The organism is Streptomyces sp. NPDC041129, from assembly GCF_055592265.1.
Genome location: NZ_JBVIYV010000001.1, coordinates 1,658,190 through 1,678,117, shown reverse-complemented (window position 1 = coordinate 1,678,117; position 19,928 = coordinate 1,658,190). Strand labels below are relative to the sequence as shown.

Here is a 19,928-nt window from a genome sequence, read left to right as displayed (position 1 = left end):
CGGTCTTCTACCGCCCGGTCGGGGTCCCCTCGGCCGTCACAGGCGGACACGGTGGTGGTCGCGGTCACCATGCCCTGCACACCTTATAGACACGGGATCGCGCCCTTCCGGTTGCATGATGCCCCCCTCGGCATCCGCTCACTGAGCGGGGCCCCCTCCCCGCCGGCCGGCAACCGGTTGCTTCCCCCCAACTGCCGCGAAGACGCAGCTTCGTGGCAACCAGGGTTCTACGGCGTCCAGCGTGATCGCAAGACGGGAAACGTGGAGTTTACCGGTCAAACCCGTTGATTGTGGCGCGGGTGGTGTTCGGGTGGCTCGGGTGCGCCGGTGGGGGTGAGCCGGGCGCGGATATTGCCGAAGTGGTCTCTTATGGCCTCCTCCGCCCGCAGGGAATCGCCGGACCTGACCGCGTCCAGGATCTCCCGGTGCTGCCGGCAGGTGACCCGCGGGTCCTGCGGCACCTCCAGCAGATCCCGCCGGACGCGGTGGAAGGCGTCCCAGAACGCCTCCAGCACCTCGCTCAGCAGTACGTTGTCCAGCCCCCGGTAGAGGGTGGCGTGAAAGGCGCGGTCGGTCTCGGCGAGGCCCGCCCCTTCGGCGGCCTCCTGTTCCATACGGGTGACGAGGGCGTCCAGTTCAACGAGGTCGGACTCCGGCAGCCGCCCGGCCAGCCGGGACACCAGGCCGGTCTCGACGGCCTCGCGCAGCTCCAGAAGCTGCAGCAGGGTGTCCTCGCCCCGGTAGTGCCCGGCGACCGTGCGGAAGGCGAGCCCCTCGATCATCGGGGCGAGCGACATCGGGCCCACGTAGGTGCCGAACCCGTGCCTGATCTCCACGATGCCCATCGCCTGCAGCGCCTTCAGTGCCTCGCGCACCGAGTTCCGGCTCGCCCCGAGGAACTCCATCAGCTCGGGCTCGGTCGGCAGCGGGGCGCCCGAGGGCAGCCGTCGGTCGACGATGAGCTTCTTGATCCGCTCCTGCAGGTCCCGGGCCGCCATGGCGAGAGGGTATCCGGCCAAACGGGGGGAGGGCCGGGTTCCGGCGCAGGACGCCGGTCATCGCAGCTCGGGGGTGCGGGCGGCGGAGCCCCCGCGACGCGCGGCGAAGCCGTGCGAAAACAGAGATGACGAGGTGGTTCGCGCTTTACGCGAACACGCCTCGCCATCGTCATCGTGCGCCGCCAGGGACTCGAACCCCGGACCCGCTGATTAAGAGTCAGCTGCTCTAACCAACTGAGCTAGCGGCGCCTGCTGACGAGAGAACTCTACCCGACCTTCGGCGGTGGTCCCGACCATGTGCTGCGCACGGGGGAGCCGGTCATACGGGATGTACATCATTCGGACCGTCAACATGCGCACCGCGACGACAGTTGTGAAACTGATCAACGTGCACAGTGGCGGACATTTCCCCCCGAATGTGAGGCAGATCGCATGACGGCTCCGGCGTTCGAAGAGGTCGACCCCGGGCGCGACTGCGACTGCCCGGCCTGCGTCCACGTACGCCGGGCCGGCGCCCGCCCGCTGTCCGGGCGCTTCGGCGGCCACCTGGCGGCCCGGGGGGTGGTGATCGTGGCCGCCGCCGCGTCCGCCGCCCTCGGCGCACTCACCCCGGCCGCCGCCCTCACCGCGCCCCAGTCCCCGCACCGCCCCGGTGACCCCGGGGACGGCGAGCCCGCCACCCCGCAGGGCGCCAAGTCGCCGCTGCACGGCCCGGCCGGGCCCCTGCCCGACCCGGCCACCTCGCCTCCGGCAGCCCCGCCCCCCGCCACCCGGACCCAGATCATCAACCGGGCCAAGGTCTGGGTGGCCGCGAAGGTGCCGTACAGCATGGAGGACTACTGGACCGACGGTTACCGGCAGGACTGCTCGGGCTATGTGTCCATGGCGTGGGGCCTGGGCTCCAACGAGTGGACCGGGAGCCTCGACCAGTACGGCGTGAAGATCACCAAGGGCGAGCTGCTGCCCGGCGACATGCTGCTCTTCCACAACCCGGACGACCCCGAGCGCGGCTCCCACGTCGTGCTCTTCGGCGGCTGGACGGACTACACGCACACCTACTACACGGTCTACGAGCAGACGCCCCCGCACGCCCGCACCCAGGCCACGCCGTACCCGTACTGGAGCAACGCCTCCAAGTACGTCCCCTACCGCTACAAGGGCGTCGTCGCGGACACCGCGGGTTCGAAGGCGGCGAGCGACGGCAAGGCGCCGCGGCCGGTCACCGGCCGGGCGGGCCCGACCCGACCCGCCTCGCACGGGGTGCCCGGCTACCCCGGCCGGGCCCGGTTCCGGCCGGGCGAGGCCAACGAGTACGTGACCGAGCTGGGGGAGCGGCTGGTGCAGAAGGGGTTCGGCCGCTTCTACCCCGCCGGGCCCGGACCGCGCTGGGGCGACGCGGACCGGCGGGCCGTGGAGGCCTTCCAGCGCGGCCAGGGCTGGCGCGGCGGAGCGGCGGACGGCTACCCGGGGCCGGAGACCTGGCGCCGCCTGTTCTCGTAGGCGCCGTTCTCCCACCGTCCTGGCCGCCGTCCGTCCCGGCCGGCCGTTTCCCCCGTTCCGTCCCGACCGTTCCCGTCCCACCCTTTCTCACTGTCATGACGCATCTGGCGCGGAGGCTGGAGCACGCATGAGTACGACCACGTCACACACGTCGGAGTCCGAGGAGCAGCCGGAGAGCGGGGGGCGCCCGGCGGGTACGGCCACCCGCCCGGCCCGGCTGATCCAGAACGAGGCGACCACCGAGATCCCCGTCCACCTGCTGTTCCGCGACGAACCGGAGGCGGTGTCGGTGCCGGTGCGGCCCGCGGTGGTGGCCCGCCGGCAGGGCACCGGCGAGCAGCCGCGGCTCAGACGCCCCACCCCGGCCCGCAGCCGGACGGCGCCGCGGCTCGACCCGGAGCTGGCGGAGCGTCCGGCGAAGGTGCTGCCCGGTCTGGCCGGGGTGCTGGCCGGCGCGGGCGGGATCCTGGGCGGCCTGGCCACCTCGTGGTGGGCGGGTGTCCTGCCGCCGCTCGCCGCGGGGGCGTTGCGCCTGCCGCCCTACACCGGCGCCGGGCTCGGTCCGGCGCAGTGGGCGGCGTTCGCCGGGTCCGGGACGCTCGGTGCGCTCGGCTTCGGCGGGCTGACCCGGGGCCGCACCGGACAGGCCCGGCTGCTCGGGCTGTTCGGCCGCTACCGGGGGACGGTCCGGCGCACCGGCCTGCTCTGGGTGAACCCGCTGCTGCGCCGCCGCCGGGTGGATGTGCGGCTGCGGCACTGGCGCAGCGAGGTGATGCCGGCGGCGGACGCCAACGGGGTGGCGCTGCGGGTGGTGGTGCTGGTGGTGTGGCGGGTGCGGGACACCGCGCGGGCCGTGCTCGGCATCGACGACCACGAGACCTATCTGCGGGAGTGCGTGGAGGCGGCGCTGGCCCGGGTGCCGGTGGAGATGCCCGCCGGGGCGGGCGGCGGCGTGGCGGCGGCCGGGGAGGCGCTGACCCGGCTGGTGGTGGCGGACGCGGCGCCGATCGGCCTGGAGGTCTTCTCCGCGCAGCCGGTCCGGGTGGAGTACGCCCCCGAGGTCGCCGCCGCGATGGACCGGCGCCGGATCGCGGCGCTGGACGCCCGGGAGCGGGCCGGGATGCTCAACTCGGTCGTGGACTCGGTGGAGGACACGGTGACCCGGCTGACCATGCGCGGCCTGGTCGAACTCGACGACTACGAGCGCAAGGTGCTCGTCCGGGACCTGACGGTGGCGTTCTGCTCGGGGCGCGGGGAGCGCGTGTGACCGGTCGTCGAATTGGTCCCACGCCTCTTTTGATATGGACACAGTCAAGTGGCGGCAATAATCTGTGACTTGGTCTAGACCTACTGCACGGCTCAGCTCAGTGAACATCCCCCACGTTCTCCAGGAGCGGCAGCATGCGCACCAAGACCAAGTTGACCGCAGTCGTGCTGGGTGCGGCGACCGCCGGAGCCTTCGCGCTCTCCACCGGCGGCGCCAGCGGGCACGGCTACACCGACCTCCCCATCAGCAGGCAGAAGCTCTGCCAGAACGGCACCGTGGCGAACTGCGGCTCCATCCAGTGGGAGCCGCAGAGCGTCGAGGGCCCCAAGGGCTTCCCGGCCGCCGGACCCGCCGACGGCCAGCTGTGCAACGGCGGCCTCAGTCAGTTCGCCCAGCTCAGCGCACCGAAGACCCCGTCCGGCGCGGCCTGGCCCACCACCCGGGTGACCGGCGGTCAGTCGTACACGTTTCGCTGGCAGTTCACCGCCATGCACGCCACGACGGACTTCAAGTACTACGTCACCAGGCCGGGCTGGAACCAGAACCACGCCCTGTCCCGCTCGGACCTCAACCTCACCCCGTTCCTGACGGTGCCGTACAACGGCCAGCGCCCGCCGGCCACCCTCAGCCACAGCGGCACCCTGCCGTCCGGCCTGAGCGGTCACCACGTCATCCTCGCCGTGTGGACCATCGCCGACACGGGCAACGCGTTCTACGCCTGCTCCGACGTCACCTTCTGAGCACCGTTCCGGTACAGCACGGAAACTGAGGTTCCCTTGAGGCCGGCCGCACCTACCGCCGGGTAGGTTCCCGCCACGCCGTTCGATCGACGGCGGCGTACCGACCTCGGGGGAACCTCATGATGGAACTGCTCTTCTACGTCGTGCCCTGCCTCATGATCGCGGGCTTCGGGTTCGTCGCGTACCTGCTGCTGCGCCGCGCCCGGCGGATCAGCAGGACGTGGAAGCATGGACTGACCGCGGAGGCGCGCTGTCTGCGGATGTACACGACGACCAGCGGGGGCGGCGGGGACACGTCTGTGCGGACGACCGTCCACCACGTCTACGAGTTCACCACCCGCGACGGCCGTACGCAGCGCTTCGAGGAGGAGGACGGCCCCGCGACCGTCCTCGAGGGCGACTTCGTCACCGTGCGGTACCTCGCGGAGCAGCCCCACCGGGCCACCGCGCTGCCGCCCGCCCGTGCCAGGCTGGCCGTCGGCACCGGCATCGCGCTGACCTTCCTCGGGGTGGGCATCGCCTTCTGCTCGGTCTTCATCGTCGTGGCCCACATGATGTTCACGGAGGCGGGCGGTCTGATGCCATGATCCGTGCGGGCCGGCGGTGGACCGCCCGCCGGCCCCGGGGACGCCGAAGGGCCCCTCGCCTAGGCGAGGGGCCCTTCATCTGTGCGCCGCCAGGGACTCGAACCCCGGACCCGCTGATTAAGAGTCAGCTGCTCTAACCAACTGAGCTAGCGGCGCATGACTCCCGCCGTCCGCTTCCCGCGGCCGGCGACGAAGAAAATACTACCTGGTCCACGGGGGTGCTCGTGACCACCCGGGACCGGCTAGATCGTGAGGGACAGCAGCACCGGCGCCGCGCTCCGGTTGAGGGTCTCCGCGGCCTGCTTCAGGCGGTGCGCGTGCTCCACCGGGAGCGACAGCGCCAGGCAGCCGACCGTCGAACCGGCGGTGATCGGGACGGCGGCGCAGACCGTGCCGATCGCGTACTCCTGGAGGTCCAGGACCGGCACCGTCGGCGGCTGCGACTCCAGGCGGGAGAGCAGCAGCTTGTCGCTGGTGATGGTGCGCGAGGTGAGCCGGGCCATCTTGTGCCGGGACAGATGGTCACGGCGGGCGTTGTGGTCGAGCTGGGTCAGCAGGCTCTTGCCGACGGCGGTGGCGTGGGCGGAGAAGCGGAAGTCCACCCACTCGTTCACCGCGGGCGTGCCGGGGCCGGCGGCGTACTGGGTGACCGTGACCTCGCCGTCCACGTACCGGCTGATGTAGACGGCCGCGCCCACGGAGTCGCGCAGCCGGTCCAGGGTGTGCTGGAGCTTGTCGCGCAGGGCGCCCTCGCGCTCGTGCGTCGAGGTGAGGCGGCGCAGGGTCTCGCCGGTGACGTACGCCCCGTCGGTGACCTGCTCGACGTAACCCTCGCGGCGCAGCATGCGCAGCAGGGCGGGCAGCCGCTCGGGGTCCAGGGCGGTGTGGTGGGACAGCTCGGCCTCGGTGACGCCGGAAGGGTGACGGGCCACGGTCTCCAGTACGCGCAGCGCGTCGTGGGCGGAGTGGTACGGAGCGGTCGGCTCGTTCATCAGCGCCACGGTGGTCCCCCTGGCTAGCTCTGTGGCCGTGATTCCGGTCGGTCGGATCGATACCACGATAACGGGCAAAGGCCCGGCAGGGAGAGGGTGTTGGCGAGATTCTGCCGCCCGCACGCCCCTCCCAACTGGGATTCAGACCCTCTGGCATATGCCAGGGTCATCGCCCAGCGCCGGGACCTCGGCTGTTGCCGTTTTCACGGCGTGTGGTCACAGCACCGCGCTGAGGAATTCCCGCGTGCGCTCCTGCTCCGGGTCGCCGAAGATCTGCTCCGGCGGCCCCGACTCGATCACCCGGCCGGAGTCGAACATGAGCACCTGGTCGGAGATGTCCCGGGCGAAGTTCATCTCGTGGGTCACACAGAGCATCGTGATGTCCGTGCTGCGCGCGATGTCCCTGAGCAGGTCGAGCACGCCCGCGACCAGCTCGGGGTCGAGCGCCGAGGTCACCTCGTCCAGCAGCAGCACCCGCGGCCGCATCGCCAGCGCCCGGGCGATCGCCACCCGCTGCTGCTGCCCGCCGGAGAGCATGGTCGGCCGCGCGTCGCACTTGTCGGCGAGCCCCACCAGCTCCAGCAGTTCCCGGGCGCGTGCCTCGGCCTCGTCCTTGGACATGCCGAGCACCTGCACCGGCGCCTCGGTGAGGTTGCGCAGCACGGTCATGTTCGGGAACAGGTTGAACTGCTGGAACACCATCCCGATCTTCTTGCGGGCCTCCCGGACCTGCTTCTCCGGGGCCGGGAACAGACGCTCCCCGTCCACGGTGATGGTGCCCTCGTCCGGCTTGGTGAGGGTCATCAGCAGCCGCAGGATCGTGGTCTTGCCGGACCCGGAGGGGCCGATCAGCGTCACGTGCTTGCCGGCGTCGACGGAGAAGTTCAGCCGGTCGAGCACCGTGTTCGTCCCGAAACGCTTGGTGACCTCCTCCAGACGGATCAGCTCACCCCCGGCCGTGACGGGGCCGGCGTTCGCGTCGGGTTCTTTCATCAGGGGAGTGTCAGCGGACAAGACGTCGCTCCAGGGCTCGCAGAAGAAGGGAGGCCAGGTAGGAAATGAGGATGAAGGCCACACCGATCACGGTGAGCGGCTCGGTGAACTGGAAGTGCTGCTGGGAGAAGAGCCGGGCCCGGCCGAGCATCTCCAGCAGGGTGATCACCATCAGCATCGGCGTGTCCTTCAGCATGGAGATCACGTAGTTGCCGAGGGCGGGGACCACCCGGCGGATCGCCTGCGGCAGGATCACCGCGGTCCAGGTGCGCCGCCGCGGCAGGTTCAGTGCCGTCGCGGCCTCCCACTGGCCGACGGGCACCGCCTCGATACCGGCCCGGTAGACCTGCATCGTGTACGTCGAGTAGTGCAGGCCGATCGCGAAGACGCCGGTGGCCAGGGCCGAGAAGGTCAGGCCCCACTCGGGCAGCACGTAGAAGAGGAAGAACAGCTGGACCAGCAGCGGGGTGTTGCGCACGAACTCCGTGACCGCCCCGACCGGCCAGCGCACCCACCGGGACGGCGCGCGCATCAGCAGCGTCCACACCAGGCCCAGGGTGAAGGAGAGCAGCGAACCGAGGGCCAGGGCCTGCAGGGTGACCAGCAGCCCGTGCCAGAAGTCCGGCATGAAGTCGCCGACGGCATTCCAGTCCCACTTCATGCGACACCCCCGCCGACACCGGTCGTCTGCGCCCGCTTCAGCTCACGCGCCGACGACTCCGTCCCCGGGTCCTTGCCGACCCCGGTCTTCAGCCGCTTCTCCAGTCCGCGCATCAGCCGGGTGAGGACGAAGGCGATCGCGAAGTAGATCAGCAGCACGTACGTGTAGATCTCCGCGCTCTGCTGCAGCGCGAGCCGCACCAGGTTGGCGCTGAACGTCAGATCGCCCATGCCCATGACCGACACCAGCGCGGTGCCCTTGAGCAGCTCGACCAGCAGGTTGCAGAACGACGGGATCATCTCCGGCACCGCCTGCGGCAGCGTGATCAGCCGCAGCCGCTGCCAGGGCGTGAAGCTGAGCGCGATGCCGCCCTCCTTCTGCGCCGGGTCGACCGCGTTCAGCGCGCCGCGCACGATCTCGGAGCCGTACGCGCCGTACGTCAGCCCGAGCGCCAGCGTGCCCGCCCACATGGGTACGAGCTGCCAGCCGAAGGCGACGGGCAGCACGAAGAACACCCAGAAGATCATCACGAGAGCCGACGTACCGCGGAACACCTCGGTGTAGAAGCCGGCGAGGAAGCGCACGATCCACAGCCGGTGGGTGCGCGCGACGCCGACGACGAAGGACACCGCCGTGGCCAGCAGCGCGCTGAACACCAGTAGCTGGACGGTGGTCCAGATGCCTTTCAGTACCAGATCCCAGAGCCCCGAGGTCATCCGCCGCACAGCTCCTTCGCGGTGAGGTCCGTCATCTCGGCCTTGGTGAAGCCGAAGGGCCGCAGGATGCGGAACAGCTCCCCGCTCCGCTTCAGCTTGCGCAGCTCGACGTTGAAGGCGTCACGCAGCCTCGTCTCGGTCGGCCGGAACGCGAACGCGCCCCCGTCGACGTGCGGCTTGCCCTTGACCTTCGGCGCGAACGGCTCGGTCGCCTCCGCCTTGCTCGACTTCTTCACCACCTCGCGGGTGGTGAGCGCCGTACCGGCGAAGACGTCGACCCGCCCGGCCTCCACGGCGTTCAGCCCGGCCACCTGGTCGGGGACGATCAGGATGTCGCTCTCCTTGTAACCGGCCTCCACCGCGTACGCGATCTCGGCGTACCCGGTGCCGGTGGCGAACCTCGCCTTCTTCTCCACCACGTCCTGGTAGGAGTGCAACCCCTTCGGGTTCCCCTTGCGAACGATGAACGAATCCAGCATCTGGTAATCCGGATCGGCGAAGATCACCTGCTCGCAGCGCTCGGGATTGACGTACATCCCGGCTGCGACGACGTCGAACTGCTGGGAGTTGAGGCCGGGGATCAGCGAGCCGAACTCCGTCGGCACCGGCTGCACCCGGTCCACTCCGAGCCGCTTGAAGACCGCCTTCGCCAGCTCGGGCGCCTCACCGGTGAGATGACCGTTCCGGTCGATGTACCCGAAGGGGATCTCACCGGCGATCCCGAGCCGGACGACACCCTGCGCCCGCAGCCGGTCGAGCAGTTCGCCGCCGTTCTCGTCCGACGCCGAGGCCACCCGCGTGCAGCCCGTGGCGCCCAGTGCGCCCACCGCGCCGATCGCCGCGACGCCCGCGAGCAGCGAGCGCCTGCTGTGTCTGTGTTCCGACCGGAATATGTGCGCGTCGTTCCCAAGTGGTGGAGCCATGGCGGCGCGGCTACCCAGACGCATTCGTCCTATGCACCCTTGTTTCATGGCCGAACGATTCGTCACAGTCTCACTGGAACGACGGGATGTGCGCTGCACAGCACGCCTGCTGGACGACCGCGCGCCCCTGACCTGCACGGCGGTGTGGGAGGCACTGCCACTGGCGGGCGACGTCTACCACGCCAAGTACGCGCGCAACGAGATCTACGCCCTCTTCCCGCCCTTCGCCCCCACCGAACCCCCACTGGAGAACCCCACCGTCACCCCGATCCCCGGCGACCTGTGCTACTTCTCCTTCGCCGGTGCCGAACTGGGCACCCGGGCCTACGGCTACGACCGCGAGGTCCGCCCCGGCACCACCCTGGTCGACCTGGCCCTGTTCTACGAACGCAACAACCTGCTGCTCAACGGCGACGTGGGCTGGGTGCCCGGGATCGTCTGGGGCCAGGTGGTGGACGGCCTCGACCGGATGGCCGAGGCCTGCAACGACCTGTGGCGGTCCGGGGCGGCGGGGGAGACGCTCAGCTTCCGCCGAGCGTGAGCCCCGCCCCGTACAGGGCGTGGGCCGCGCGCAGCACCAGGTCGTCGCGGTGCCGCGCGGCCACGATCTGCAGGCCCACCGGCAGCCCGTCGCCGTCCGTGCCGACCGGGACGGTGGCGGCGGGCTGCTGGGTCAGGTTGAACGGGTAGGTGAACGGCGTCCACCCGGTCCAGCGCCGCAGTCCCGAGCCCGGCGGCACCTCCCGGCCCGCCTCGAACGCCGTCAGCGGCATGGCCGGGGTGAGCAGCAGGTCGTACCGCTCGTGAAACAGGCCCATCCGGCGGCCCAGGTCCATGCGGACGTCCACCGCTGCCAGGTAGTCCAGCGCGCTCGCCCGCGCGCCCGGGACGCAGATCTCCCGCAGGCCGGGGTCGAGCAGCTTCCGTGTCCGCGGCGGCAGGTGCTGGGTGACCCGGGCCGCACCGGCGAACCACAGGGTGTGGAAGGCCTCCACCGGGTCGCTGAAGTCCGGGTCAACCTCCTCGACGTACGCGCCGAGGTCCGCGAGCCCGGCCACCGCCCGCCGTACCGCCGCGGCGACCGCCGGCTGGACGGCCACCTGCCCGCCGAGGCTGGGCGAGTACGCCATCCGCAGCCGGCGCACCCCGCCGTCCAGCGCCGCCCGGAACGAACGCGCCGGCGGGGGCAGCGCCGACCAGTCACGCGGGTCGGGCACGCCGATGACGTCCAGCATCAGCGCCGCGTCCGCCGCGTCCCGGGTCATCGGGCCGACGTGCGCGAGCGTGCCGAACGCGCTCGCCGGATACAACGGCACCCTGCCGTACGTCGGCTTCAGCCCGAAGATCCCGCAGAAGGCGGCCGGGATACGGATGCTCCCGCCGCCGTCCGTGCCCAGCGACAGCGGGCCCGCGCCCAGCGCGACGGCCGCCGCGCTGCCGCCGCTGGAACCGCCCGCGGTGCGGGAGGGGGCGTGCGGATTGCGGGTCACACCGGACAGCGGGGAGTCCGTGACGCCCTTCCAGCCGTACTCCGGGGTCGTCGTCTTGCCGATGAACACCGCCCCGTGCTCGCGCAGCCGGGCGACGGAGGGCGCGTCCTCGTCCCAGCGCCCCCGCTCGGACACGGCCTTCGAGCCACGCAGGGTCGGGTGGCCGCGCAGCAGCAGGATGTCCTTCACCGTCACCGGCACCCCGTCCAGCAGCCCGGCCGGCTCACCGCGCCGCCAGCGCTCCTCCGACTCCCGGGCCCGCGCGTACGCCTCCTCCTCCAGGAGCCGTACGAACGCGTTCACCTCCGGCTGGATCCGCCGCGCCCGCTCCAGCGCCTGCCCGGTCGCCTCCACGGGCCCGAACTCGCCCTTGCGGTAACCGTCGAGGAGCTGTACTGCGGTCAGGTCGGTGAGCTGCATGGACCCTCCTGGTGGGTCAGTGACCGGGCACGTATCCGCGCTTCTTGTCGACCACGTTCGGCAGTGATCTGCCCGCCGCCCACCGTTCGTACAACTCCACGAACTGGCAGCCCAGTTCGTCCCGCCAGCCGACCGTGTCGCCGCTCATGTGCGGGGAGACGAGCAGCCCCGGAAGGCCCCACAGCGGACTGTCCCCGGGCAGCGGCTCGGCGGCGAACACGTCCAGCGCTGCGCCCGCGATCCAGCGTCTGCGCAGCGCCTCCGCGAGGGCGTCCTCGTCGACGAGCTGCCCGCGGCCGACGTTCACGAAGACCGCCGACGGCTGCATCACGCCGAACCGGCGCGCGTCGAACATGCGTCGCGTCTGCTCGGTCAGCGGTGCGGCGGCGATCACCCAGTCGGCGCGGGCGATCAGCCGGTCGAGGTCGCCGGGCCCGTGGACGCCGGTGCGCGGCACCCGGCCGACCAGGGCCGTGGTCACGTCCAGTGCCTTCAGGGTGCGCGCGATCGCCCTGCCGATCGGCCCCGAACCGACCACGCACGCGCGCGTACCCGCCACCCGGCGGGTCTCCCGGTGCCGCCAGGTCCGCTCCCGCTGCGACTCCAGGGTGCGCGGCAGATCCTTGGCGACCGCCAGCACCAGCGCGGCCACGTACTCGGCGATCGGCTGGTCGAAGACCCCGCGCGCGTTGGTCACCACGGTGTCGGACGCGGCCAGCTCCGGGCACATCAGATGGTCCACCCCGGCGCTCGCCGTGTGCACCCAGCGCGGCCGCGGCCCCTCGCCGGGCCAGGCCTCGCGCACCGCGTGCGAGGTGAAGTCCCACACCAGCAGCACGTCCGCGCCCGGCAGCTTGCCGGCGAGGCCGGCCGCGTCCGTGTGCTCGATCCGCGCGCGGCCGGTCAGCCGGCCGAGCCGGGGCGGCGGGTCGGCGTCCAGTACGAGGAGGGTGGGGAGAGTCGACGTCATACGGGGCGGCTCCGAGCGTCTGACATGCACGGATTGACCACGCTCGCACCCGAATCTACCTTCGTCAACACGGGCGTATCCACCGACCGTTGCCCTCGTCTCCCAGCGTGAGGCCGGTGTCCTATGGACGTCTCCTTTCTCGGCGGCCCCCACCCGCAGCGCGGTGTAGGGGTCGTGGCCCCGTTCGACTTCGCGCTGGACCGCGAGCTGTGGCGCTGGGTGCCGGACGAGGTGTCGCTGCACCTGACCCGGACCCCGTTCGTGCCGGTCGAGGTGAGCCTGGACCTCGCCCGGCTGGTCAGCGAGCACCAGACCCTCGGCGAGGCGGTCCGCGCGCTGAACGCCGTCGCCCCCGAGGTCGTGGCCTACGCCTGCACCTCGGGCAGCTTCGTCGGCGGCAGGTCGGGGGAGCGGGCGATGTGCGCGGCGATGAGCCGGTCCGGCGAGCTGCCCTCGGTGACGACCTCCGGTGCGCTCCTGGAGGCGCTCGGCGAACTGGGGATACGGCGGGTCGCGCTGGTCACCCCGTACACGGTGTCCGTCACCCGGTCCCTGGAGGAGTTCGTCGCCGAGGCCGGCGTACGGGTCACCGGCTGTGCCTTCATGGGGCTGACCCGGCACATCTGGCGGGTGCCGTACCGGGACGTGGTCGCGATGGCCCGGCGCGCGGTCCGCCCCGGTTCGGCCGACGCGCTGTTCATCTCCTGCACCAACCTCCCGACGTACGACGTGATCCCCCAGCTCGAGGCCGAACTGCGCATCCCCGTGCTCTCGGCCAACCAGGTCACGATGTGGGCGGCACTGCGCCGACTGGGTACCCGAGCCGTGGGGCCCTATCAGGCGCTGCTCGACGAGACGGCGCGTGACTGGCCCGCACTGCCGGAAGAGACACAGGAACACGGAGAAGGGCTGACATGACAGCACTCGGATTCCTCTACCCGGGCCACTCCGGCGAGGACGACTACCCGCGCATCGAACAGCTCCTGGGCAGCGACATCCGGGTGGACCTGGTGCACACGGACATCGGGGAGGACGCCCACCGCGTGGACGCGCTGCGTGAGATGGGATCGCCCGAGCGGCTCGCCGACGGCATGGAGCGGCTGCGGCTGACCGGCGCCGAGACGGTGGTGTGGGCGTGCACCAGCGGCAGCTTCGTACACGGCTGGGAGGGCGCCCAGGACCAGGTGCGGTCGCTGGCCATGATGGCCGGAATGCCCGCCTCCTCGACGTCCTTCGCCTTCGTGCACGCGGCCCGCGAGATCGGCGTGCGCCGGGTGGCCGTGGGCGCGACCTACCCCGAGGAGGTGGCCGCGCTGTTCGCGGACTTCCTGCGGGCCGGGGGACTGGAGGTGGTCGGGACCCGGTCGTCCGGGATCGTCACGGCGGCCGAGGTCGGCACCTGGGGCGAGGAGGAGGTGCTGACGCTGGCCCGGGCCGCGGACGTCGCCGACGCGCAGGCCGTACTGCTGCCGGACACCGCGCTGCGCACGGCCGCCCACCTCGGTCTGCTGGAGAAGGCCCTGTCCAAGCCGCTGCTCACCGCCAACCAGGTGACCGTGTGGGAGGCGCTGCGCCTCGCCGACCGGCGGGTGAACGCCCCCGAGCTGGGCACGCTGTTCACCCGCGAGCCGATCCTCCAGGTCTGACCGGGGACGGGGAGGGAACGGAGGGCGGGAGCGAGGGCCGGGAACGGGCACCGGAATAAACGGGGACAGCCTCCTGTTGGCCCACGCTGGACAGCTCACGGCCAGAAACCAGGAGGCACACACCGTGTCGGCAGACGAGATCCGGGGCACGACGCACGGCACCGCCCCCGTCCCCCTCTCCGTACTGGACCTGGTGACCGTGGGCGCGGGGAGCACCGCCACCGAGGCGCTGCGCACCAGCGTGGAGCTGTCCCGGTTCGCGGAGTCCCGGGGCTTCCACCGGTACTGGGTGGCGGAGCACCACTCCATGCCCGGCGTCGCCTCCTCCTCGCCCGCGGTCATCCTCGCGCACCTCGCCGCCCACACCGACCGCATCCGGCTCGGCTCGGGCGGCGTCATGCTGCCCAACCACGCGCCCCTGGTGATCGCCGAGCAGTTCGGCACGCTGGAGGCGATGGCCCCCGGACGGATCGACCTGGGCCTCGGCCGCGCCCCCGGCACGGACGGCGCCACGGCCGCCGCGCTGCGCCGCACCGACGGCCTGAACGAGGGCGCCGACGACTTCCCGCAGCAGCTCGCCGAGCTCATCCGCTTCCTGGACGACGACTTCCCCGACGGCCACCCCTACGGGCGCATCCACGCGATCCCGGGCCCCGTCCAGGGCAGCACTCCCGGCGGCGTGCAGTCCGCGCACCGCCCGCCCGTCTGGCTGCTCGGCTCCTCCGGCTTCAGCGCCCGCCTCGCCGGGATGCTCGGACTGCCCTTCGCCTTCGCGCACCACTTCTCCGCGCAGAACACCGTCCCGGCGCTCGACCTCTACCGTCAGACCTTCCGGCCCTCCGAGCTCCTCGACCGCCCGTACGCCCTCATCGGCGTCTCCGCGCTCGCCGCCGACGACGAGCGGGAGGCACGCCGGCAGGTGCGGGCGACCGCGCTGAACATGATCCGGCTGCGCACCGGCCGGCCCGGTCTCTTCCCCGACCCCGACGAGGCCGAGCAGTACGAGTTCAGCCCGATGGAGGAGGACTTCGTGGCCTCCTGGGGCGGCAACATCGTGCACGGCACGGCCGACGAGGTCCGCACCGGTCTCGACGACCTGCGCAAGCGCACCGGCGCCGACGAGCTGATGCTCACCACGCACGCCCACCGCGGCGAACTGCGGCTGCGCTCCTACGAACTGATCGCCGACGCCTACGGTTTGCCCACCGCGTAGTCCTGGGTCCCCAGCAGCTCGGAGATACGATCCGGCGGCACCGGACGGGAGTACAGCCAGCCCTGCCCGGTGTCGCAGCCGATCCGGCGCAGCCGGGTGGCCTGCGCCGAGGTCTCCACGCACTCGGCGGTGACGGTCAGACCGAGCCGGTGGGCGAGCTGGATCATCGCCTCCACGATCACCTCGTCGGCCGGGTTGGGCGGTACCTGCGGTGTCCCCTTGGCCGCCTCCTCGTACTGGAAGCCGCGCACGAAGGAGCCGTCCAGCTTCAGGACCTTCACCGGCAGCCGGCTGAGATACGCCAGGTTCGAGTAGCCGGTGCCGAAGTCGTCGATGGCGATGCGCACGCCCATGTCGCTGAGCGCCTGCAGGGCCTGCAGCGGCCGGCCGGCCGAGCCCATCACGGCCGACTCGGTCAGCTCCAACTGGAGCAGATGCGGGGCGAGCCCGGTCTCCGCGAGGGTCTGCGCCACGTCCGCCACCAGGTCGGAGTCCCACACCTGGCGCACGGCCACGTTCACGCTTACGAAGATCGGCGGCTCGTCGGGGTGGTCTAGCTGCCAGCGGCGGGCCTGCCGGCAGGCGGTCGCCAGCGCCCAGCGGCCGAGCTGCACGATCGAACCGTCCTCCTCGGCCAGTGCGATGAACCGATTCGGCGTCAACGTGCCGAACTGGGGGTGGTGCCAGCGGACCAGCGCCTCGACGCCGCTCAGCCGTCCGTCCTCCATGCCCACCAACGGCTGGTATTCGAGGGCGAATTCACCGCGCTCGATGGCGGGGCGCAGGGTGGAGGAGAGGGCCTGGCGGGTCATGCGGTGGGCGTTGCGCTCGGGGTCGAACAGGGTCCAGCGGCCCTTGCCGTCCGCCTTCGCCCAGTACAGCGTCGTGTCGGCCGCCTGCATCAGACCGGTCGCGGTCGTGCCGGCCGCGTGCCGCTCGACGACGCCGATGGAGGCGGTCAGCGACAGCCGCTGCCCGGCGAGGTCGAACGGCTCCTCAAGGGCCTTCAGCGCGGACTCGGCGAGATCGGCGAGCTGCTCGGTGCCGGTGGAGTCCTCGACCAGCAGGGCGAATTCGTCCCCGCCGAGCCGCGCCACCAGCGGAGTGCCGGCGCGGGCATGGCCCGCCTCGTCGGCGACCCGGGTCAGGCGTTCGGCGACCGCCGCGAGCAGCCGGTCGCCGACCCGGTGGCCGAGGGTGTCGTTGACGGCCTTGAAGCCGTCGATGTCCAGATAGCACAGGCCGATCCGGCCGGTGCCGCTGTGCTCGTAGGACTCCGCCTCCAGCGCGGCGGTCAGGCGCTCGAAGAACAGGGTGCGGTTGGGCAGCCGGGTCACCGGGTCGTGCATCTCCAGATGCCGCAGGCGGGACTGGAGTTCGCGGCGGGAGCTGATGTCGGTGGCCGAGACCAGCACCCCCGGTCCGCCGTCCGTCAGCGGGGTCACGGTGACCTGCACCCACACCGAGTGCCCCTCGGGGTGCTTGATCCGCCGGGTGCAGCGCAGCTTCGCCTGCCGGCCGCACAGGACCTCGCGGTAGGCGTGCCAGGTGCGGGTGTCCGAGGCCAGGTCCACCAGATCGGCGGCGGCCCGCCCGGTCAGCGTCCGCGGGTCGGCGCCGAGGAGTTCGCCGAGGGCGGCGTTGGCGCTGACCACGAGGCCCTCGGGGTCGACGACGGCCATGGACAGCGGGGCGGCCGCGAAGACACGGTGGTAGATGATGTGATCACTGTCTGTGACGGCTGACCGGTCGAGGTCTGCCGCGGGCGTCGGCCCTTCGGACGTTCCGCTCACCGCTCGCTCCCGCAGTGCACTCGATCTCGGTCCGTGCCGGAAAGTGTGCCGATCATAGAGGCTGGCCCCTGGGCCTTCCAGCCACTTGCCAGTGTCCCGGACAGACCACAGGTTCTGACAGATCGTTTCTGCCCGCACCTGGACGGGTTCTTCGGGCCCCCGACCAGTTGTGACGTTCCGTGAGTGTTTCGGGGTGTCGGCCGCCGGTGCGCGCGCCGCGCAAACGGGCGCACTCACCCTTCTGGTGCAGGCAAACAGGACGAATCGCAAGAAACTCCCACACTCTGGATTCGGTGTCCCGCGAACCGCCTCCGGAGGTCATTCCCGTGCCCAAGCTGCGCAGCACCGCCGCCGTGGTCACCACGATGTCGGCGCTCGCCGCCACCTCCATCCTCACCGGTCCGTCGGTCGCCGAGCCCTTCTCGACGGCCCCCTGCGCACTGCACCGGACCGAGGCCCACCACTCGGAGGGCCTGGACACCTGGAACAGCGCCTATCCCCGGCCGACCGGCACGCTCGACGCCGTCATGATCTTCCTGTCCTTCCCGGACGCCCACCCGGACACCACGCCCGAGGAACTGGCCGCCGACCATTTCCCCGCCACCAGCCGCTTCTACGAACAGGCCTCCTACGGCAGGTTCACGTTGCGCCCGCACCCGCTGAAGCACTGGCTGCGCATGCCGCGGCCGTCGACCGCGTACGCCATAAAGCGTGACTGGAGCGCCGCCGACCGGGCCGCCTACCTGCGCGACGCCTTCGCCGCGGCCGACGGGGAGGTGGACTTCTCCCGCTACGACGTGGTCTATCTCGTCGCCGATCCGGACGCGCCCGGTGTCGACTCGGACGCGACGAAGGTGGTCAACCTCCAGACGCCGATGCGCGTCGACGGTGCCGACGTCCGCCGGGTCGTCACCGTGTTCGAAAAGCACCCGCCGGACCGCCTGGTGCTGGCCCATGAGACCGGGCATGTCTTCGATCTGCCCGACCTCTATCACCGCCCGGTCGACGGCAAGGGCGACTGGGACACCTATGTCGGCGACTGGGACCTGATGGGCAGCCAGTTCGGGCTCGCCCCGGATCTGTTCGCCTGGCACAAGTGGAAGCTGGGCTGGCTGGACCCGCGCCAGGTGGCGTGCGTACGGGGTGCGGGGCCGACCCGGCTGACCCTGGAGCCGCTGACCGCCGGGCCGGGGGCGACCGGATCCGGGTCCGGCGTGCCGGGCACCGCGGGCGCCCCGGCGTTCGGCCTCGGCCACGGCACCAAACTGGCGGTGGTGCGCACCGGCCCGGACAGCGTGCTCGCGTTCGAGGCGCGCGGCCCGGCCGGGAACGACCGTGCGGCCTGCCGGCAGGGGGTCCTCGTGTACCGCGTGCGCAGCGGCGAGGCGTCCGGCGGCGGGCCGATCGAGGTGGTGGACGCCCACCCCGGCACCGAGGCCTGCTGGGAGAACTCGGTCTACCCGCCCCTGGCCGACGCCCCCGTCGCCCTGGGCGAGAGCTTCACGGTGCCGGGGGAGGGCGTGAAGGTCGAGGCCGAGGAGCGGACCGCGTCGGGGGCCTGGACGGTGAAGATCACACCGGGGCTGGTCGGCTGACCGGGGCGAAACCGCGCGAAAACAGAGATGGCGAGGTGGTTCGCGCTGTACGCGAACACGCCTCGCCATCGTCATCGTGCGCCGCCAGGGACTCGAACCCCGGACCCGCTGATTAAGAGTCAGCTGCTCTAACCAACTGAGCTAGCGGCGCCTGCTGACGTCGTAGACATTAGCATCATGGTCGGCGGGAGGAAAAATCGATATCCGCACCGCCGCGCGGGCCGCCCGTACCGCCGCCCAGAGGACCACCTCGGGGCCCGGCAGCCAGGGGCGACGGGTGTCCGGCGCCACCAGCCAGCGGGAGCCGCCGGAGGCGGAGTCGCCGCCGGTCAGGGCCGGGACGGTCACCGCGTCCCCGGTGCCGTGGCAGAGCAGCGGCGGTACCGCCGCGGTGCGGTTGGAGCCCCACTCCTCCCAGGTCAGCAGCGAAGGCAGCCGCTGGGCCGTACCGGGGGCGGTGAACAGCAGCAGGCGGCCCCGGAACACCGCCACCGGCCCGGAACCGGGCCCCTCGTCCCACAGCCGGTCCAGCATGCGGCGCCCGAAGATCGCCGGGGCGCTCACCACGTCGAACACGGTGCCGCAGGGCAGCACCAGTGGGGCGTCCGGCCGCTCGCGCCAGAGAGCGAGCGTGCTGCGCGGGTACGTTCCCGCCGAGGCGAGCCAGGAGGCTCCGTCGGCCGTGGCACAGGTGACGTTCGGCGTGCTGCTCATGCCAACTAGATTTACCCGCCGTGAGTGCCCGGTTCTCCTGAGTTGCGGAAATCCGGGACGGGAGGGGGCGGAGAGGAGTATCTTGCCCGCCTGGCATATGCCGGACGGGAGTGTTCAGACCGGGTCGACGGGCGAGCGGCCCTCGGTGTCGGCGCCGCGCATCAGGTCGCGGCCGAACTCGACCATCTTCTTGGCGTAGTCCTCGGTCCACTCCGCGCGTTCGGCGATGTCCGCCGGGGTGAGCCGGTCGAACCGGCGCGGGTCGGCGAGCTGGGCCGCGGCGACGGCCTGGAACTCCACGGCCCGGTCCGCTGCCGCACGGAACGCCTGGGTCAGCTCCGTCGCCCGCGCCAGCAGCTCCCGCGGGTCCTCGATCGACTCCAGGTCGAAGAAGTGCTCGGGATCGGTGGCCGCTTCCGCGGGCTCGAAGAGCAGGGGCGCGGGGCGTAGCCGCGGTTCGTTCCTGCGCGGCGTGGGCTCCGCCATATCTCGTCTCCTCCGTACGGTCGGTTCGCTGGGCACCGCCTTCGTGCGGCCCACCGTCCATTGTCCCGCGCCCCCGCAAGAGGCCCTCGGGAACGATCCTCATGGCCGCCATGTCACCCGGTGTTCGGCCAGGTGGGCCCGTACCGCGTGGTTCGCCTCCCACCCGTCGGGGCTGTGTTCGTCGGCCGCCTGCGGCGGCGTGCCGGACTCCGTCCGGCGGGTGG

General features: G+C 71.7%; 20 protein-coding genes and 3 tRNA genes. 9 read left to right on the top strand and 14 right to left on the bottom strand.

Features of this window, described 5'->3' with window-relative positions; translation table 11 throughout:
• Positions 1–275: 275 nt before the first annotated feature.
• Positions 276–998, bottom strand: coding sequence for a FadR/GntR family transcriptional regulator (locus ACZ6B1_RS07335; protein ID WP_468775773.1), 723 nt, complete (start codon positions 996–998; stop codon positions 276–278).
• 175 nt (positions 999–1,173) lie between these two features.
• Positions 1,174–1,247: transfer RNA gene (locus tag ACZ6B1_RS07330), tRNA-Lys, on the bottom strand.
• Between the two features lie 183 nt (positions 1,248–1,430).
• Between ACZ6B1_RS07330 and ACZ6B1_RS07325 the strand changes: the two genes are divergently transcribed.
• The 4 genes from ACZ6B1_RS07325 (at position 1,431) to ACZ6B1_RS07310 (ending at position 5,092) form a co-directional block, all read left to right on the top strand.
• The gene (locus ACZ6B1_RS07325; protein WP_468775772.1) at positions 1,431–2,498 is read left to right on the top strand and encodes a peptidoglycan-binding protein; all 1,068 of its coding nucleotides are present in this window, start codon (positions 1,431–1,433) and stop codon (positions 2,496–2,498) included.
• A gap of 127 nt (positions 2,499–2,625) precedes the next feature.
• Positions 2,626–3,765, top strand: a complete 1,140-nt coding sequence (locus ACZ6B1_RS07320) for an SPFH domain-containing protein (protein ID WP_468775771.1) — start codon at positions 2,626–2,628, stop codon at positions 3,763–3,765.
• A 134-nt stretch (positions 3,766–3,899) separates the two neighbouring features.
• On the top strand, positions 3,900–4,505 hold the full coding sequence (locus ACZ6B1_RS07315) for a lytic polysaccharide monooxygenase auxiliary activity family 9 protein (protein ID WP_468775770.1): 606 nt from the start codon (positions 3,900–3,902) through the stop codon (positions 4,503–4,505).
• A gap of 122 nt (positions 4,506–4,627) precedes the next feature.
• Complete coding sequence (locus tag ACZ6B1_RS07310) at positions 4,628–5,092, top strand: DUF3592 domain-containing protein (protein WP_468775769.1); 465 nt, start codon at positions 4,628–4,630, stop codon at positions 5,090–5,092.
• Between the two features lie 82 nt (positions 5,093–5,174).
• Here the strand turns inward: ACZ6B1_RS07310 and ACZ6B1_RS07305 are convergent.
• The 6 genes from ACZ6B1_RS07305 to ehuB all read right to left on the bottom strand — a co-directional run bounded on the left by ACZ6B1_RS07305 (position 5,175) and on the right by ehuB (position 9,377).
• A tRNA-Lys gene (locus tag ACZ6B1_RS07305) sits at positions 5,175–5,248 on the bottom strand.
• An 86-nt stretch (positions 5,249–5,334) separates the two neighbouring features.
• Entirely contained in the window at positions 5,335–6,093 is a 759-nt protein-coding gene (locus tag ACZ6B1_RS07300) for an IclR family transcriptional regulator (protein WP_468775768.1), read from the bottom strand.
• A gap of 207 nt (positions 6,094–6,300) precedes the next feature.
• Positions 6,301–7,077 carry an ectoine/hydroxyectoine ABC transporter ATP-binding protein EhuA gene (ehuA, locus tag ACZ6B1_RS07295; protein ID WP_390055170.1) on the bottom strand — a complete coding sequence of 259 codons (777 nt, stop codon included), beginning with the start codon at positions 7,075–7,077 and terminating at the stop codon, positions 6,301–6,303.
• A gap of 10 nt (positions 7,078–7,087) precedes the next feature.
• On the bottom strand, positions 7,088–7,738 hold the full coding sequence (gene ehuD, locus ACZ6B1_RS07290; RefSeq protein ID WP_468775767.1) for an ectoine/hydroxyectoine ABC transporter permease subunit EhuD: 651 nt from the start codon (positions 7,736–7,738) through the stop codon (positions 7,088–7,090).
• Entirely contained in the window at positions 7,735–8,454 is a 720-nt protein-coding gene (gene ehuC, locus ACZ6B1_RS07285; protein WP_468775766.1) for an ectoine/hydroxyectoine ABC transporter permease subunit EhuC, read from the bottom strand. Before ehuC ends, ehuD begins: the two co-directional genes overlap by 4 nt.
• Positions 8,451–9,377 carry an ectoine/hydroxyectoine ABC transporter substrate-binding protein EhuB gene (gene ehuB / locus ACZ6B1_RS07280; RefSeq protein ID WP_468775765.1) on the bottom strand — a complete coding sequence of 309 codons (927 nt, stop codon included), beginning with the start codon at positions 9,375–9,377 and terminating at the stop codon, positions 8,451–8,453. The genes ehuC and ehuB overlap by 4 nt, the downstream gene beginning before the upstream one ends.
• Before the next feature lie 46 nt (positions 9,378–9,423).
• On the opposite strand from ehuB, the gene ACZ6B1_RS07275 reads away from it, so the two are divergent.
• Positions 9,424–9,918, top strand: a complete 495-nt coding sequence (locus ACZ6B1_RS07275; RefSeq protein ID WP_468775764.1) for a DUF3830 family protein — start codon at positions 9,424–9,426, stop codon at positions 9,916–9,918.
• On the opposite strand, the gene ACZ6B1_RS07270 is transcribed toward ACZ6B1_RS07275, so the two are convergent.
• A complete protein-coding gene (locus ACZ6B1_RS07270; RefSeq protein WP_468775763.1) occupies positions 9,899–11,287 on the bottom strand; it encodes an amidase in 1,389 nt (462 codons plus the stop codon). The two genes, ACZ6B1_RS07275 and ACZ6B1_RS07270, sit on opposite strands and share 20 nt — an antisense overlap.
• Before the next feature lie 16 nt (positions 11,288–11,303).
• On the bottom strand, positions 11,304–12,257 hold the full coding sequence (locus ACZ6B1_RS07265; protein WP_468775762.1) for a D-2-hydroxyacid dehydrogenase: 954 nt from the start codon (positions 12,255–12,257) through the stop codon (positions 11,304–11,306).
• A gap of 123 nt (positions 12,258–12,380) precedes the next feature.
• Here ACZ6B1_RS07265 and ACZ6B1_RS07260 point away from each other — a divergent pair, with 123 nt between their 5' ends.
• The 3 genes from ACZ6B1_RS07260 (at position 12,381) to ACZ6B1_RS07250 (ending at position 15,116) form a co-directional block, all read left to right on the top strand.
• Positions 12,381–13,175: a maleate cis-trans isomerase family protein gene (locus ACZ6B1_RS07260; RefSeq protein WP_468775761.1), complete on the top strand. Its 795-nt coding sequence runs from the start codon at positions 12,381–12,383 to the stop codon at positions 13,173–13,175.
• Positions 13,172–13,903 (top strand): maleate cis-trans isomerase family protein, encoded by a 732-nt coding sequence (locus ACZ6B1_RS07255; RefSeq protein WP_468775760.1) that lies wholly within the window; start codon positions 13,172–13,174, stop codon positions 13,901–13,903. The genes ACZ6B1_RS07260 and ACZ6B1_RS07255 overlap by 4 nt, the downstream gene beginning before the upstream one ends.
• Before the next feature lie 124 nt (positions 13,904–14,027).
• Entirely contained in the window at positions 14,028–15,116 is a 1,089-nt protein-coding gene (locus ACZ6B1_RS07250) for an LLM class flavin-dependent oxidoreductase (protein ID WP_468775759.1), read from the top strand.
• On the opposite strand, the gene ACZ6B1_RS07245 is transcribed toward ACZ6B1_RS07250, so the two are convergent.
• Positions 15,095–16,909, bottom strand: coding sequence for a putative bifunctional diguanylate cyclase/phosphodiesterase (locus ACZ6B1_RS07245; RefSeq protein ID WP_468775758.1), 1,815 nt, complete (start codon positions 16,907–16,909; stop codon positions 15,095–15,097). The two genes, ACZ6B1_RS07250 and ACZ6B1_RS07245, sit on opposite strands and share 22 nt — an antisense overlap.
• A gap of 320 nt (positions 16,910–17,229) precedes the next feature.
• Here ACZ6B1_RS07245 and ACZ6B1_RS07240 point away from each other — a divergent pair, with 320 nt between their 5' ends.
• The gene (locus ACZ6B1_RS07240) at positions 17,230–18,504 is read left to right on the top strand and encodes a M6 family metalloprotease domain-containing protein (protein WP_468776056.1); all 1,275 of its coding nucleotides are present in this window, start codon (positions 17,230–17,232) and stop codon (positions 18,502–18,504) included.
• A 77-nt stretch (positions 18,505–18,581) separates the two neighbouring features.
• Here ACZ6B1_RS07240 and ACZ6B1_RS07235 read toward each other — a convergent pair.
• The 3 genes from ACZ6B1_RS07235 to ACZ6B1_RS07225 all read right to left on the bottom strand — a co-directional run bounded on the left by ACZ6B1_RS07235 (position 18,582) and on the right by ACZ6B1_RS07225 (position 19,704).
• Positions 18,582–18,655 (bottom strand) — tRNA-Lys (locus ACZ6B1_RS07235).
• Positions 18,646–19,218, bottom strand: coding sequence for a bifunctional DNA primase/polymerase (locus ACZ6B1_RS07230; RefSeq protein ID WP_468775757.1), 573 nt, complete (start codon positions 19,216–19,218; stop codon positions 18,646–18,648). Before ACZ6B1_RS07230 ends, ACZ6B1_RS07235 begins: the two co-directional genes overlap by 10 nt.
• 114 nt (positions 19,219–19,332) lie before the next feature.
• Positions 19,333–19,704, bottom strand: coding sequence for a hypothetical protein (locus ACZ6B1_RS07225; protein WP_468775755.1), 372 nt, complete (start codon positions 19,702–19,704; stop codon positions 19,333–19,335).
• Between the last annotated feature and the right edge of the window lie 224 nt (positions 19,705–19,928).